Here is a 13,604-nt window from a genome sequence, read left to right on the forward strand (position 1 = left end):
GCTGGGCGGCGGCGCAGGCGCTGCGGCAGGCAATGCGATGGGCGGCCGCACGGGCGGCCTGGTGGGTGCAGCGCTGGGCGGCGGCGCGGGTTCGGCGCTCGGCGGCAACATCTCGCGCTCGAACTCCTACGCGGACGACTATTCGCGCGGCTATCGCGGCAAGCATCACCACGGCAAGCGCCACCACTGGGATTGAGCGGCAGCAGCCTTTAAACCGGCTTTAAAGCCTGTTTAAAGCGATCCGCAAAGCAAAACGGCACGGTTTATCCCCGTGCCGTTTTGCATTTCTGAAGCTGCGCGAAAGTCAGGCGAGCCTGAACACGCCCACGGCTTCGCGCAGTTCGGCGGCCTGCTCCGCGAGCGCGTGCGCCGCGGCCGACGCCTCTTCGACCAGCGCCGCATTGTGCTGCGTCACCTCGTCCATCTGCGTAACGGCCACGTTCACCTGCTCGATGCCGGTGCTCTGTTCCTGCGACGCGGTGGAGATTTCATCGACGATCACGGTCACGCGCTGCACCGCGTCCACCATTTCGCCGATCACGTTGCCCGCATCGTTGACGAGCGCCGAGCCCGCATCGATGCGTTGCGCCGACGCTTCGATCAGCGACTTGATTTCCTTGGCCGCCGCGCCGCTGCGCTGCGCGAGCGTGCGCACTTCCGAGGCCACCACGGCAAAACCACGTCCCTCTTCGCCGGCGCGCGCCGCCTCGACGGCCGCATTCAGCGCAAGAATGTTGGTCTGGAACGCGATGCTGTCGATCACGGCGATGATGTCGACGATCTCGCCCGAGCTGGACGCAATCCCGCGCATCGTCTCGACGACTTCGATCATCAGGTCCTTGCCGCGCGCGGCCGTGCCTGCCGCGTCGCCGGCCAGTTGCGCGGCCTGCTTGGCGTTCTGCGCGTTCTGGCGCACCGTGGCCGTGAGTTCTTCCATGCTGGCCGCGGTTTCTTCGAGCGAAGCCGCCTGGTCTTCCGTGCGCGCCGACAAGCCGAGATTGCCCGCCGCGATTTCGTCGCTCGCCGATGCCACGCCCTGCGCATGACTGCGCACCTGGCTCACAACGCCCGAGAGGCTCGACTGCATGCTCTTGAGCGCGTCCAGCAGCATGGCCGTTTCGTCGCGTGCGCCGTCTTCTGCACGCACCTCGAAGGCGAGATCGCCTTGCGCCACCGCCTGGGTGCATTCGAGCGCGCGCGCCAGCGGCTTCGTCACGGTGCGGCTGAACACCCACGCGCCGGTCATCGAAACGCCCAGCGCCGCCACCATCAGGAGCGCGCTCAGCAGTGTCGCGCGATGCGCCTGCTCGGCCGCTTCGGCCGACACTTCGGCGCTTTGCGCGGCGATCTTGTGGGCGGCTTCGTCCAGCAAAGCCGCCGGGGCGCGGTCGACGCCCGCCACCGCATGATCGCCCGCCGACGGATCGAAGCCCGCCGCCTTGAACGCCGCGAGACCGGTGCGATAACCCTGCCCCATCGTCGTGTGCGCGCTGGCGAACCGATCGATCAGATCGCGGCTTTCGCCTTCAGGCAGGCTCGATTTGAGTTGCTGGGCCAGCGTGTCCACTTCGCGCTCGCGCGTTTCGAATGCAGACCAGTGCTTGTCGAGCATGGCCGGATCCTTACCGCGCAGAAGCGTGTCCTTCCACTCCTGCACCTGCACCTTGAAGGCGAGCAGCGTCGCCATCACCGCGCGCTCGTTGGCCACGCTGTTCTGAACCGTCGTGCCATACACGTTCAGCGACTGGTTCAGCGAATAGATTCCGTAGAACGCGCCCGCGAACATCAACAGGAGCGCCGCCGCGAAGGCGAGCGGAATCTTCAGGGTCAACTTCATCGTCATTTCCTTGCGGTTGGCTTGCGCGGCGTCGGCGCTCGAAGCGTGAGGGATATACGCGGAATAAGCGCGGTAATAAGGCGGCGGGAGCGATGTGAAGCGATTCGGCAGCCCTCTTGAGGCCACTGCCCCGCCATGCTATCGGCATATGCGCGCGAAACTGAAGGGCAAGCAATGACTCTTGAGAAAAGTGTTTTAATCAGACGAAATAGCTAACGAAAAAGCCGATGAAAGATTTGGTTAGAAAACGGATCGAAACGCGCAATGAAAAAGGCCCGGATCGTCCGGGCCTTTATTCTGCATACCAAATGAAATCGTTTTCGTCTTACTTCAAACAGACTAGAAGTTGAAGTTGTCGATATTCGAAGCATCGAACGTGGTGGGCGGTCCGAGAATCACTTCGCCGCTCTTGCCGACCGTGCGTTTGCCGAGTTTGCCCGCATCAAACGTATCGCCTTCCTTGCCCGTGATGGTGCCCGAAGCAAGATTTGCAGCCGCATAGGCCGCCAGATAGCCCAATGCACCCGGGTCCCACAGCTGGAACGCCTTGACCGTGCCGTTCTTCACGAAGGCGCGCATCTGGTTCGGCGTGCCGAGTCCGGTGACCGCCACCTTGCCCTTGCTCGACGACGACGAGATATAGCGCGCGGCCGCTGCGATGCCCACCGAAGTCGGCGCAACGATCGCCTTGAGATTCGGATATGCCTGCAGCAAACCTTGCGTTTCGACGAAAGACTTCTGGTCGTCGTCATTCCCATAAGCGATCTTCACGAGCTTCATCTTCGAATACTCGGGCTTCTTCAACTCTTCCTGCATCCACTTGATCCAGGTGTTCTGATTGGTCGCGTTAGGCGTGGCCGAAAGAATGGCGAATTCGCCTTCGTTGTTCATCAGCTTGGCCACCAGTTGAATCTGACCACGCCCGATGCTTTCGGCGTTGGCCTGATTCACGAAGATCTGGCGGCCGTCGGGCGCCGTATCGGAATCGAAGGTGACGACCTTGATGCCCTGCGCCATTGCGCGCTTCAGATACGGGACGAGCGCATTCGCGTCGTTGGCCGCGATCACGATGGCGTCCTGATGCTGCGTGGTGAGCGTGTTGATGTACGAGACCTGCGAGGATGCGCCCGCATCCGAAGGCCCGACCACCTTGCCGTCGCCCTTGAACTCCTTGATGGCGTCCATGCCGCCGTTATCGGCGATCACTTCGTAGGGGTTGTTGATCTGCTTGGGTACGAAGGCGATTTTCAGGCCTTCCTTGATGCCTGCTGCCTGCGCGGACAGGCCCGCGCCCAACAACATGGCGCATAGCAGCGCCGTGCAGGCGTGGCGGACTGGCTTCATCATGAACGTGTCTCCTCGATGAGGGCCCGGCGTGCGCGCCGGGCAGATTGACGGCTTACTGCCTTGTTTTACTGCTTGTTTTACAGCCTTGTCTTTACTTCACTGCGTTTCAGCTTGCCGCGCGCGCCAGCGCACGCCGGTCGCGCAGCGTGCGCCAGCGCGCCGCGAGATTGGGAATCAGCACGGAGGCAAGCAGCAACGCGCCCGTGACGATGGTGAGCGTTTCGCTCGACACGTCCGCAAGCGTGAGCGCGTTCTTGAGCACGCCTACGATCAGCAGCGACAGCAACACGCCATACATCGAACCGCGTCCGCCAAAAATGCTCACGCCGCCGAACAGCACCGCCGCGATCACCGACAGTTCGAAGCCCTCGCCGTTATCGCCGCGTGCGCTGGTAAAACGCAGCGTATAGACGATCCCCGCGAGTGCGCTCATCACGCCCGACAGCACGAAAAGCCGCAGCTTGACGCGCGCGACGTCGATACCCGAAAACGACGCCGCCGTACTGTTCGCGCCGATCGCATAGAGGCTGCGGCCAAACGCAGTCGCCTGCAAAAGCAGCGTGAATACCACCGCGCACGCGGCCACGATCAGAAACGGCAGCGGAATAAACGTGCTGCCCAGATTGCTCATACCGAACAGCGTGTAAGCAGGCGGAAAATCGGCAATCGCCTGATCGCCCAGCAGCACATAGGCAAGACCACGAAACAGCGCGAGCGTGCCGATGGTGACGGCCAGCGACGGCAGATTGAGCTTGACGATCACAAGGCCATTGAAAAGCCCCGCCAGGCCGCCTGCGATCACCACCAGCACCATTGCCAGCGGCATCGGCACGCCCAAATGCCAGAGCACGCCGAGCAGCGCGCTCGACGCGCCCAGCACGGAAGCAACGGACAGATCGATTTCGGCGGCGACGATGATGAGCGTCATCGGCAACGCCATCAGCGCGACTTCGGTGAGATCGGCGAGGATGTTGCTCAGGTTCGCGCCAGTGAGAAAGACGTCGGACAGCACGCGCCCCGCGACGAGCGAGAGTACGAGGATCACCACCAGCAGCGATTCCCACCCAAGCGGCAAACCGGCGCGACGTGTCAGCAAAGCGGAATCGGGTTTAGCCATGATCGCGTTTCCTCATCATGCGTTTGGCGACGGAGCGGGCCAGCAGCGTGTCGGCGGTAATGGCCGCGACGATCAGCGCGCCTTGAATGGCTTGCTCCCAGAAAGGCGAAACGTGCAGCACCACCAGCGCGATGCTGATGACGCCCAGCACTAGCGCACCCAGCGTGGCGCCGAGAATCGTGCCCACGCCGCCCGTGATGGCGACGCTGCCCACCACAGCAGCCGCCACGACTTGAAGCTCGATGCCCTTTGCGGTGCTCGCATCGACGGTGCCGAAACGCGCCAGCCACAAAGCGCCCGCCAGGCCCGCAATCGCGCCGCTGATGACGAAACCCACGGCCACGCGGCGCTCGACGTTGATGCCGGCCAGGCGCGCGGCTTCCGGGTTCGAGCCGATGGCGTAGTATTCGCGGCCCGGCCGGAACTGTTTAAGGTAGACGGAGAGCGCAGCAAGCAGCACGATGGCGATCAGCGCGAGCACCGGCACGCCAAACAACGCGCCGGTCGCAAGGCCCGAAAACGCGTCGGGCAGGCTCGTGGCGTTGATCTGTCCGCCATGCACCCACGCATAATCTGCACCCCGAAATATATAAAGTGTCGATAGCGTGGCGACCAGCGACGGCACACGCCCCACCGCCACCAGCAGCGCGTTGATCGATCCCGCCACCATGCCAATCGCGAGGCCCGCAACCAGCGCGACGATCACCGGCATATGCGGAAACGCCACATACAGGCTGCCGACTGCGTACGCGCTGATCCCCACCGTCGAGCCAATCGACAGATCGATATGGCGCATCAAAATCACGATCGTCATGCCCGCCGTGAGCAAGCTCACGATCGACACATTGAGCAGCACGTCGCGCAGATTCTGCAGATTGAGGAACTGCGGCTTCGCCAGCGCCGTGCCGCCGATGATCAGCAACAGCACCACAAACAGCGTGGTTTCGCGGCTTTTCGCCAGTGTCTGCGCAAACGCCGCCCCGCGCCGTGGTGCGCGCGGTTCGCCGCCGTGCAACGAATGAGGTGAAGTAGATTGACCCATCATGCTGCATGCCCCAGATGAATGTTGGCCTGACCGAGCGCGGCGCTCATGATGCGCTCCTCGTCGGCGTCGGCGCGTGCGATGTCGGCGGTAATGCGGCCTTCATGCATCACCAGCACGCGGTCGGCCATGCCCAGCACTTCGGGCAGTTCGCTCGATATCATCAGCACCGCCATGCCCTCGCTCACGAGTTCGGCGAGTGCGCCGTAGACTTCCGCTTTCGCGCCCACGTCGATACCGCGCGTGGGTTCGTCGATGATGAGCACCTTGGGCCCCGTCGCCAGCCATTTGCCCAGCACCACCTTCTGCTGGTTGCCGCCCGATAGCGTGCCGACCGGCGCATTCAGATCGCTGGCCTTCAGACGCAGGCGCGTGCCCCACTGCCCGGCAAGCTGCACTTCGCTGGCCGCGGAAATCAGGCCAAAACGCACCAGACGGCCCAGCACCGTGAGCGACGCATTGCGCGCGATGCTCAAATCGAGCGCGAGCCCCTGCTGCCGACGATCCTCGGGCACGAGCGCAAGCCCCGCCTTCACCGCACGCGCGGGACGGCCCATCGCGAGCGCCTTGCCCGCCACCTGCACCTGGCCCGCATCGCAAGGATCAATGCCGAAAATCGCTCGCGCCACTTCGCTGCGGCCCGCGCCTACTAGCCCCGCGAGCGCGACGATCTCGCCTGCGCGCACGTCGAAGGCGATATCCTTGAACACACCGCGCCGCGTGAGGCCGCGCACGCGCAACATCACTTCGCCGGGTTTCACATCGGCTTTCGGATAGAAGGTAGCGAGGTCGCGGCCCACCATGCGCGCGACGATGTCCTGCGTGGTGAGCGTAGCGGTGGGCGCGTCGAACACCTTCGCGCCATCGCGCATGATGGTCACGTGCTGCGTGAGCGCGAACACTTCTTCCAGCCGGTGCGTGATGAAGAGGATGGCCACGCCGCGATCGCGCAGCTTGCGCGCTATCGTGAAGAGCCGCTCCACTTCCGGCAGCGAAAGCGCCGCCGTGGGCTCGTCCATGATGAGCACGTTGGCGTTGAGCGACAGCGCCTTGGCAATCTCGATCACCTGCTGATCCGCAATCGATAAACCGCGCACCAGTCGCTCCGCGCGAAGATCGACGCCGAGCGTTGCGAGCAGTGCCGCCACGTCGCGATGCATCGCGTCATAGTCGATGCGGCCCATTCTGTCGAGCGGTTGACGGCCCATGAAAATGTTCTCGGCGATCGAGAGATCGAAGAACAGCGTGGGCTCCTGATAGATCACCGCAATGCCCGCATCGCGCGCCTGCGCGGGCGTGGCGAACTGCTGCACGTTGCCGTCGATCAGCAACTCGCCGCCATCGGGACGATGCACGCCTGCGAGGATTTTCACGAGCGTTGATTTACCCGCACCATTCTCGCCCAGCAGTGCATGCACTTCGCCTGGCATGAGCACGAGCGTGCCGTCCACCAGCGCGCGCACGCGCCCGAACGACTTGCTGGCCCGTCTAAGCTCAAGACGCGGCACGCTCCCGGCGGGAGGTTGCAACGGTTTCGATTCCACGCATGTCTCCTGATTCGTTGCGTCCGCAATCTTCTCGCGCGGACGCTGGATCGCTAGATACGGTAAATGCGTTCGGCGTTGCCGCGAAAGAGCGCCGTGCGCTCGCTCTCGCTGGCATCGCTCACGATGGACGCATACGCGTGCCACAAATCGGCGTATGTACCGAATTGCCGGTCCACCGGAAAATTCGATGCGAACATCGCGCGCTGCGCGCCGAACGCATCGATCGTTTCAAGCACGTAGGGACGCAGGCTTTCCACGGTCCATTCGTGATCGAACATCGCCAGACCGCTGATCTTGACCGACACGTTCGGGCACGCCGCAAGCACACGCAGACCGTCCCTCCACGCGCGCCAACCCTGCACGCCGTTGCGGTCCACGAACATGCCTGCGTGATTGACGATGAGCGGCACGCCGGGGTTAGCTCGCGCGAGCGCCGCGGCCTCTTCCATCTGCGACGGATAGAGTTGCAGATCGAACGACAAGCCATGCTGTTCGAGCAGCGCAAAATGCTTGCGCCACGCCGGCTCGCGCATATAGTGGCGGCCTACGTAGTCATAAAGCGGGTTGGCGTGGACGTTGAGTATCTGGCGGATGCCGCGCGTGCGTCCGAACGCTGCGTGCGCGGCGAGAATCTCTGGCGCATTCGGCGCGCCCAGATCGACCGCAGCGACGATTGCGTTGGGAAGCCCCTTTCCCGCATCGGCGATCGATTCGAGCCAGCGTGTCTCTTCCACTGGGTCAGCCGGATCGTGATTCGCTTCTACGTGTACGAGCTTGAGGACTTCAATATCGCCGGCCTCGCGCAGCAGATCATCGGGTAGATAGTTATGCTTGAGATCGCGTGCATCGCCCACGAAGGACGTTCCTGGATTCGCAAGCCAGGGGTAATGATGCGTATCGAGATCCCAGAAATGAACGTGCGGATCAACCACCTGCATGGTGTGCTCCTCGTAGCGGATCGGGTCTAATCAGGGCAGATGGAACACCGGCACCAGCGGCTGCGTCACGGGCACATTGCCCTCGCCGGTCGCCATGATGTCGGCCATGTAATCCCACCATTTGCGCATGATCGCCGTCTCGGGCAGGCGGTCCATGGTGTGGACGTCGCGCCGCTTGAGCACCGCAAAGAGCGCGTGGGTGCTTTCGTCGAGAAAGATCCAGTAATCATTCACGCCCGCGTCGCGCAGCGCGCTGGCGAGTTCAGGCCAGATTTCGCGGTGACGCCGCTCGTATTCATCCCGTTTGCCGGGATCGAGCTGCATGCGAAACGCAACTGTTTCCATGATCGTGTCTCCGTCCAGCCTGGTTGCTGCGTTTTTCTGGCGTAAAAGCCGGGCATTTTTCTTAGCGTTTGCCCTAAGCTCCACGCACGTATTCACATGGTTTTGCAGCGATTCGAACGACTATAATTCCGGCATCGATAGCCAACCAATCCGTAGTTGGGATCGGGCGATGCACAAACCGGATCGCAGGACTCATGAACCATCAGACCGCCGTCGTTTCGCTCGTCAATCGTCTCAAGTTCAAGCACCTCGCCCTGCTCGTCGCGCTCGACGACGCCCGCAACGTCCATCAGGCCGCTGATGCCATCAATGTCGCGCAACCCAGCGCCAGCCGCATGCTCAGCGACATCGAAGAAGCCTTTGGCTTCCGCCTGTTCGAGCGCAATGCACGCGGCATGCAGCCAACGGCGCTGGGCGTCGTCACGCTGGCCTACGCCCGCCGCGCGCTGTCCGACCTCACGCGCTTCGCCGACGATCTCGACGTCAAACGCCGTGGCGGCCACGGCCAGCTCACCGTGGGCGCGATCATGGGCGCCGCGCCCGATCTGCTCGCGCAAGCGGTTGCCACACTCAAGACCGAAAGACCGCTGCTGCACGTGCGCATTCTTGGCGAGACCAGCGACCAGGTCGTGCAACTGCTGCATCGCCGCGACGTCGACCTTGCGTTGGGCCGCCTGACTACGCCCTTGCAGCACAACGATTTCAGCTTCGAGCCGCTGGCGCGCGAAACGCTGGTACTGGTGGTGCGCGCGCGTCATCCGCTGGCGCGCCGCGAACAGGTCACGCTCGCCGAACTGATGGACTGGCCGTGGGTTGCGCAGCCCATCACCAGTCCCGCGCGCGAACTCTTCGAAGGCGAACTCGCACGCGCGGGCCTTGCCACGCCGATGAACCTCACCGAATCGGCTTCCATCTTCGCCACGCTGCAACTGCTCGAAAGCTTCGACGCCGTGGCGATGCTGCCCGAATCCGTCGTGCGCGATCATGTGCGCGGCAAGCTGCTGACCGTGCTGCCACTCGAAATCGGCAAGAGTCTGCCGGGCTTCGGCGTGCTCACGCGCAAGGGCGAAGCGCTCGCGGAACCCGCCGAGCATTTCGTCGGCCTGTTGCGCCGCTTCTCGCAGCCCTTCAAGCCCGACGAAATCGTTCGCGACATGCGCGTAGCGACACATTCCTGAGTCCTTATCGAATCATTGCAGGTTGACGAACAGGCCGCCGTCCACCAGCAGCGCCGCGCCCGTCACATAACGCGCGCGATCCGAAGCCAGAAACACCACGCATTCCGCCACATCTTCGGGCGCGCCCAAACGTCCCAGCGGAATGCGCTTTTCGAAGTACGCGCGCTTTTCTTCATCGGCGAGATCTTCGGCGTTCAGATCGGTGGCGATGGTGCCCGGCATCACCGAATTGCAGCGGATACCGTAAGGCCCGAGCGCTATCGCGCACGACTGCATCAGCGAATGCACGCCGGCCTTGGTGGGCGTGTAGTGCGTCTGCATGCCGCCGCCAACGAGCGCGCTGATCGAACTGGTCGCCACGATCGCGCCGCCCGTGCCCTGCTCCTTCATCTGCCGCGCGACCGCCTGCGTCACGTAAAACGCGCCATTCAGATTCACGCCGATGGTGCGTTCGAGCACGGCCGGCGGCATATCCAGAAACGAGTGGAACGGACAGATGCCCGCGTTGCTCGCCAGCACGTCGACATGCCCAAAATGCTCGACGGTCTGGCGCACCAGATCGACGCCCGTTTGCGGCGCGGCCACATTGCCCTCCACCGCAATCGCGCGGCGCCCTAGCCGCTCGATCTCGTCGAGCACTTCGCCGATGGCGGAACGCCTGCCGTACGAGGCGTCGTTATCGCCCCAGTAGTTGATCGCGACGTCCGCGCCTTCGCGCGCGCTCGCGATCGCAATGGCGCGCCCGATGCCGCGCGATCCGCCGGTGACGATCACCACCTTGTCCTTGAGCAGCACGATGCGTTCTCCCGCTAAATTTTGCTTAGTGTTGGTAAGGACGCGCCAGCTTGCAGTCCGGATTCAGGCGCACGCCAAAGCCCGGCGTATCCGGCACCTTCATGCGGCCTTTGACCGGCACCGGTTCGTCGAGCAGCAACGGCGTGAACATCGGCACGACTTCATCGGCCTTGGGCGCCATCATGAGGAATTCGGCGAACGGAGAGTTGTGGCGCGTCACTACAAAGTGATAGCTGTACACCGACGAACCGTGCGGCACGACCAGCGTGTTGTGCGCGTCCGCGAGCGCGGAAATTTTGATGAGTTCGGTCATGCCACCGCACCAGTTCACGTCGGGCTGGATCAGATCGCAGCAGCCCATTTCCAGCAGCATGCGAAAGCCCCAACGCGTGGCTTCGTGTTCGCCGGTGGAGACCATCATGCCGCGCGGCACGTTCTTGCGCAGTTCGGCGTAGCCCCAGTAATCGTCGGGCGGCAAACACTCTTCGATCCATTTGAGGCCGTATTCGTTGGCGGCTTCGGCCAGACGCGTGGCGTAACGCACGTCCAGGCTCATCCAGCAGTCGTACATCAGCCAGAAGTCGTCGCCCACACGCTCGCGCATCGTGGCCAGCAGTTCGATATTCTTTCTGAGGCCTTCCTCACCTTCGGCGGGACCGTGCAGCAAAGGCAATTTTCCGCCGATAAAGCCCATCTCCTTCGCCAGATCGGGACGTGCGCCAGTGGCATAGAACACCAGTTCGTCGCGCACCGGGCCGCCCAGTAATTGATAAACCGGCTCCTCGCGCAGTTTGCCCAGCAGATCCCAAAGCGCGAGGTCCACGCCCGAAATCGTATTCAGCACCACGCCCTTGCGGCCGTAATAAAGCGTCGAGTAATACATCTGATCCCAGATCTTTTCCAGATCGGTCACGCGCTGACCTTCGAGAAAACGCGCGAGATGCTTTTCGACGATGAACGCGCCAATTTCGCCGCCCGTGGTGACCGCAAAGCCCACGGTGCCGTCGCTCGCCTCCACCTCCACGACGAGCGTGCCCAGCACGTCAATGCCGAACGAGCGGCGGCTCTGGCGATACTCGGGATAGCGGGCCATCGGCGTGGAAATATGATTGTCGATCCAATGCCCGTCGGCCTGATCGTGATAATCCGCGCCGCCGCCGCGCACCGTGAAAGCGCGCACGTGTTTGATGGTAGGCATGGCCATGGATGCTTGCTCCTGAGAGTGAGGGTGCTCGACGCTGGTCGATGTGTTAGGTAAGGCACGCAATGCGCATTCAATGTGCGCCGCCGGCAGGCTGCTCGAACGCTGCGGGTCGACGTATGCCACGCGGCACGACGATGAAAACGAGCGCCGCTGCCGCGAGACTGGCGAGGCCCAGTAATTCGAGGCCCGCCGCATGCGAGGCGAAATGCCGGTCGGCGGCGGCGCGCAACAGCGGCGCGAGAAAGCCGCCAAGCCCACCGAGCGAATTGATCAACGCGATACCGCTCGCGGACGCTACGCCCGTCAAATCGCGCGCCGGAAACGTCCAGAACAAAGGTTGCGCCGCGATAAAGCCGCCGGCCGCGCAGCACAAACCGATCATGGCGACGAGCGCAACGCCCATATCACCCGCGATGCCCGACACCGCAATGCCCAGCCCGGACAACACGAGCAAGCTCACCGTCCACGCGCGATAGCTGCCGGTGCGATCCGCGCGACGCGGCACGAACCAGGTCAGCGCCAGCGCGCACACCCACGGCACGGCCGCCAGCAACCCAACCTTCAAACCCACCGCAGCGCCCGCCAGCGACGCCACCTGCTGCGGCAAAAAGAAGATCACACCGTAGACGCTCATCTGGATCAGCGCGTAAATCGCGGCATACCCCAGCACGCGTCGGTCAACCAGCGCCGCGAAAGCGCTGCGCGGGCCATGCGCCGCTGCTGCGCCTGCATCGACTTTTAGCGCCATCGTCAACGCACGCTGCTCATCGGCGTCCAGCCAACGCGCCTGTTCCGGACGGTCGGTCAGATACCAGAACGCCCAGACGCCCACCAGCGAAGCCAGCACGCCTTCGACAAGGAAAAGCCATTGCCACCCGGCTAGACCACCTACACCATGCAAATCGATCAGCAGTCCAGATAATGGCGCGCCGAAAATGAAAGCCAGCGGCGCGCCAAAATAGAACACGCCGATCGCACGCGCACGCGCCGCTTGAGGAAACCACTGCGTGAGGTAATAGATGATGCCGGGAAAGAAACCGGCTTCTGCCACGCCCAACAGAAAGCGCAACGTATAAAACGATGTGGACGACTGCACCAGTGCCATAGCCGCGGAAATCAGCCCCCAGGTCACCATGATGCGGCACATCCAGAGCCGCGCGCCGAAGCGATGCAGCAGCAGATTGCTCGGCACTTCGAACACGGCGTAACCCACGAAAAACACGCCTGCGCCGAATGCAAAAGCCGCATCGGAAAGCCCGGTATCGTGCTGCAACGCTTTCTGCGCGAAGCCAATGTTCGCGCGATCCAGAAACGCCAGCACATACATCAGCAGCAGGAAGGGCAATAAGCGCCGCATGGCCTTGCTGCCCGCGCGCTGCAAGGCTTGCGGTTGTGACGAATACGATGGTGACGCTTCGTTCGGCATCGATGTCTCCTGTCGATCCCTTTGCAGAGCGGTCCGCGTTGCGGCCGCTCCTTTATTTATCGGCGAATCAGTATGTCGCGCGGCCGCCCGAAAGATCGAACACCGCGCCGGTGCTGAACGCGCAATCTTCCGAACAGAGCCAGGTGATCATCGCCGCCGCTTCGTCCGGCATCAGGAAGCGGTTCATCGGGATTTTCGAAAGCATGTAATCGATATGCTGTTGCGACATCGAATCGAAAATCTCGGTTTTGGCCGCGGCCGGCGTGACCGCATTGACCAGCACGCCTTTCGTAGCGAGTTCCTTGCCGAGCGACTTCGTCAGGCCGATCAAGCCCGCTTTCGATGCGCTGTAGTGCGAAGCATTCGGATTGCCTTCCTTGCCCGCCACCGACGCGATATTGACGATGCGCCCATAACCCTGCTCCAGCATGCGCGGCACCACAGCGCGGCAGGTCAGATAGCTGCCGATCAGATTCACTTCGATCACGCGCCGCCACATCTCCACCGGCAGTTCCCACGTGAGACCGTTACCGCCCGTGATGCCCGCGCTGTTCACCAGCGCGTGAATCGCGCCGTGCGTGTCCACCGTGCGTTGCGCCGCGGCTTCCACCGAGGCTTCATCCGTCAGTTCGACCTTCACCGCCGATACGCTGCCAAGCTCGGACAGTTCGGCGCGCGAGCGTTCTAGTCGATCGGCGTCGATGTCCCACAACGCCACCGCCGCGCCCGAGCGCAGCGCGCGCTGCGCGATTGCATAACCCAGGCCGCGCGCGCCGCCCGTCACCACCATCACACGATTCTTGAGATCAAGCTGGTTCATAGCGATGT

Annotated in this window: 12 protein-coding genes and 1 pseudogene; 2 read left to right on the forward strand and 11 right to left on the reverse strand. The window is 63.0% G+C overall.

The annotated features are described in order from the left end of the window. Positions 1-196 (forward strand): annotated as a pseudogene (locus tag F3J17_RS18755) (hypothetical protein); the annotation flags it as partial. Between the two features lie 108 nt (positions 197-304). On the opposite strand, the gene F3J17_RS18760 reads toward F3J17_RS18755, so the two are convergent. From F3J17_RS18760 to rhaM, 7 genes are all read right to left on the reverse strand, one after another. Then, positions 305-1,837 carry a methyl-accepting chemotaxis protein gene (locus tag F3J17_RS18760; RefSeq protein WP_167061846.1) on the reverse strand — a complete coding sequence of 511 codons (1,533 nt, stop codon included), beginning with the start codon at positions 1,835-1,837 and terminating at the stop codon, positions 305-307. A 339-nt stretch (positions 1,838-2,176) separates the two neighbouring features. Then, positions 2,177-3,184 (reverse strand): rhamnose ABC transporter substrate-binding protein, encoded by a 1,008-nt coding sequence (gene rhaS, locus F3J17_RS18765; protein ID WP_167061847.1) that lies wholly within the window; start codon positions 3,182-3,184, stop codon positions 2,177-2,179. Between the two features lie 106 nt (positions 3,185-3,290). Continuing rightward, the gene (locus tag F3J17_RS18770) at positions 3,291-4,301 is read right to left on the reverse strand and encodes an ABC transporter permease (RefSeq protein ID WP_167061849.1); all 1,011 of its coding nucleotides are present in this window, start codon (positions 4,299-4,301) and stop codon (positions 3,291-3,293) included. Further along, positions 4,294-5,346, reverse strand: coding sequence for an ABC transporter permease (locus F3J17_RS18775; protein WP_167061851.1), 1,053 nt, complete (start codon positions 5,344-5,346; stop codon positions 4,294-4,296). Before F3J17_RS18775 ends, F3J17_RS18770 begins: the two co-directional genes overlap by 8 nt. Further along, complete coding sequence (locus tag F3J17_RS18780; protein WP_167062304.1) at positions 5,343-6,872, reverse strand: sugar ABC transporter ATP-binding protein; 1,530 nt, start codon at positions 6,870-6,872, stop codon at positions 5,343-5,345. Before F3J17_RS18780 ends, F3J17_RS18775 begins: the two co-directional genes overlap by 4 nt. A gap of 68 nt (positions 6,873-6,940) precedes the next feature. Beyond that, positions 6,941-7,828, reverse strand: coding sequence for an amidohydrolase family protein (locus F3J17_RS18785; protein WP_167061853.1), 888 nt, complete (start codon positions 7,826-7,828; stop codon positions 6,941-6,943). 30 nt (positions 7,829-7,858) lie between these two features. Next, positions 7,859-8,173 (reverse strand): L-rhamnose mutarotase, encoded by a 315-nt coding sequence (gene rhaM, locus F3J17_RS18790; RefSeq protein WP_167061855.1) that lies wholly within the window; start codon positions 8,171-8,173, stop codon positions 7,859-7,861. Positions 8,174-8,367: 194 nt separating this feature from the next. Here rhaM and F3J17_RS18795 point away from each other — a divergent pair, with 194 nt between their 5' ends. Further along, positions 8,368-9,351 carry a LysR family transcriptional regulator gene (locus tag F3J17_RS18795; RefSeq protein ID WP_167061857.1) on the forward strand — a complete coding sequence of 328 codons (984 nt, stop codon included), beginning with the start codon at positions 8,368-8,370 and terminating at the stop codon, positions 9,349-9,351. A 12-nt stretch (positions 9,352-9,363) separates the two neighbouring features. Here the strand turns inward: F3J17_RS18795 and F3J17_RS18800 are convergent, their stop codons facing one another. The 4 genes from F3J17_RS18800 to F3J17_RS18815 form a co-directional block, all read right to left on the reverse strand. Further along, positions 9,364-10,146 carry an SDR family NAD(P)-dependent oxidoreductase gene (locus F3J17_RS18800; protein ID WP_167061859.1) on the reverse strand — a complete coding sequence of 261 codons (783 nt, stop codon included), beginning with the start codon at positions 10,144-10,146 and terminating at the stop codon, positions 9,364-9,366. A gap of 25 nt (positions 10,147-10,171) precedes the next feature. Continuing rightward, positions 10,172-11,350, reverse strand: coding sequence for an L-rhamnonate dehydratase (rhmD, locus tag F3J17_RS18805; RefSeq protein WP_167061860.1), 1,179 nt, complete (start codon positions 11,348-11,350; stop codon positions 10,172-10,174). A gap of 70 nt (positions 11,351-11,420) precedes the next feature. Then, entirely contained in the window at positions 11,421-12,707 is a 1,287-nt protein-coding gene (locus F3J17_RS18810) for an MFS transporter (protein ID WP_167062307.1), read from the reverse strand. Between the two features lie 136 nt (positions 12,708-12,843). Continuing rightward, complete coding sequence (locus tag F3J17_RS18815) at positions 12,844-13,596, reverse strand: SDR family NAD(P)-dependent oxidoreductase (protein WP_167061862.1); 753 nt, start codon at positions 13,594-13,596, stop codon at positions 12,844-12,846. Positions 13,597-13,604 lie beyond the last annotated feature (8 nt).

Origin of the sequence: Burkholderia sp. Ax-1719, from assembly GCF_011753055.1 — a bacterium.
Classification (GTDB): Bacteria; Pseudomonadota; Gammaproteobacteria; order Burkholderiales; family Burkholderiaceae; genus Paraburkholderia.